2 pseudogenes are annotated in these 857 nt (G+C 39.0%); one reads left to right on the forward strand and one right to left on the reverse strand.

Annotation, left to right across the window (positions count from 1 at the left end):
- Positions 1–97 (forward strand): annotated as a pseudogene (locus BMG01_RS11120) (IS30 family transposase); the annotation flags it as partial.
- 66 nt (positions 98–163) lie between these two features.
- On the opposite strand, the pseudogene BMG01_RS10690 reads toward BMG01_RS11120, so the two are convergent.
- Positions 164–739 (reverse strand): annotated as a pseudogene (locus tag BMG01_RS10690) (YitT family protein); the annotation flags it as partial.
- Between the last annotated feature and the right edge of the window lie 118 nt (positions 740–857).

The raw sequence follows: 857 nt of genomic DNA on the forward strand, positions 1-857 counted from the left end.
GCTGGTTCAAATCAATTGGTATCTGAATTCCCGACCACTTAAATGTCTTAACTGGCACACACCAATCGAGATCTTCTTGCTTAATCTACGTCACTAAATTCGTTCAAGTTATTTCTTGCAATCTGCCAAAAACAAAAAAAGACATGAATTGCTAATCATGCCCTTACAGAAATGTTCCCCCATGCGCTTCACTAATATCATACGCAATTGTGAACGCCTCGGGATCAACTTCGTGAATGCCTCGTAGAAAATGATTGTATTCTTGATTGTCCAAGACAACCATTAGCATTTCTCGACCATCACCCATGTAACCGCCTCTGACATCCATAATCGTAAAACCTTTATCACCGTCTAATAAATACTGTTTTAATTCGTCAATTCGCTCATTAGTCGTAATGTAAACCATTTTACGTCGGTCTAAACCTGTCTCAATATAATTCATCACAAACGCCGTGATTACCAAAGAAAACAATGCTAAAATAAGCGCTTCAAGCCCCTGTGTCACTAAATTGCCCAATGACACTACCGTGTCAATTGCTAGTAGAGATAAGGCTGGTTTAATACGAAAATATTTTTTTAGAATCATCGGCGGAACCGCTGTACCGCCACTCGAAGCATCAATACGATACAAAAGCGCGACACCAACAGCGAAAATACTGCCACCAACCAAAACAGCTAAGGTACGATCTGTTAAAATTTGAAAACTAGGTGTAATTTTCAGTAAAACAGGCAATAAAACTTACTAACATTAAAGGTGAAGATTAATCTCGGCGGAGATAGTCTTCACCTATTTTTGATTTATTCTAAAATAGGTTGTGAAGCATAGGTCGCGGAGTTTTTTGGCACTGGATGTCGTG

This window comes from Leuconostoc sp. BM2 (assembly GCF_002095565.1).
GTDB lineage: Bacteria > Bacillota > Bacilli > Lactobacillales > Lactobacillaceae > Leuconostoc > Leuconostoc falkenbergense.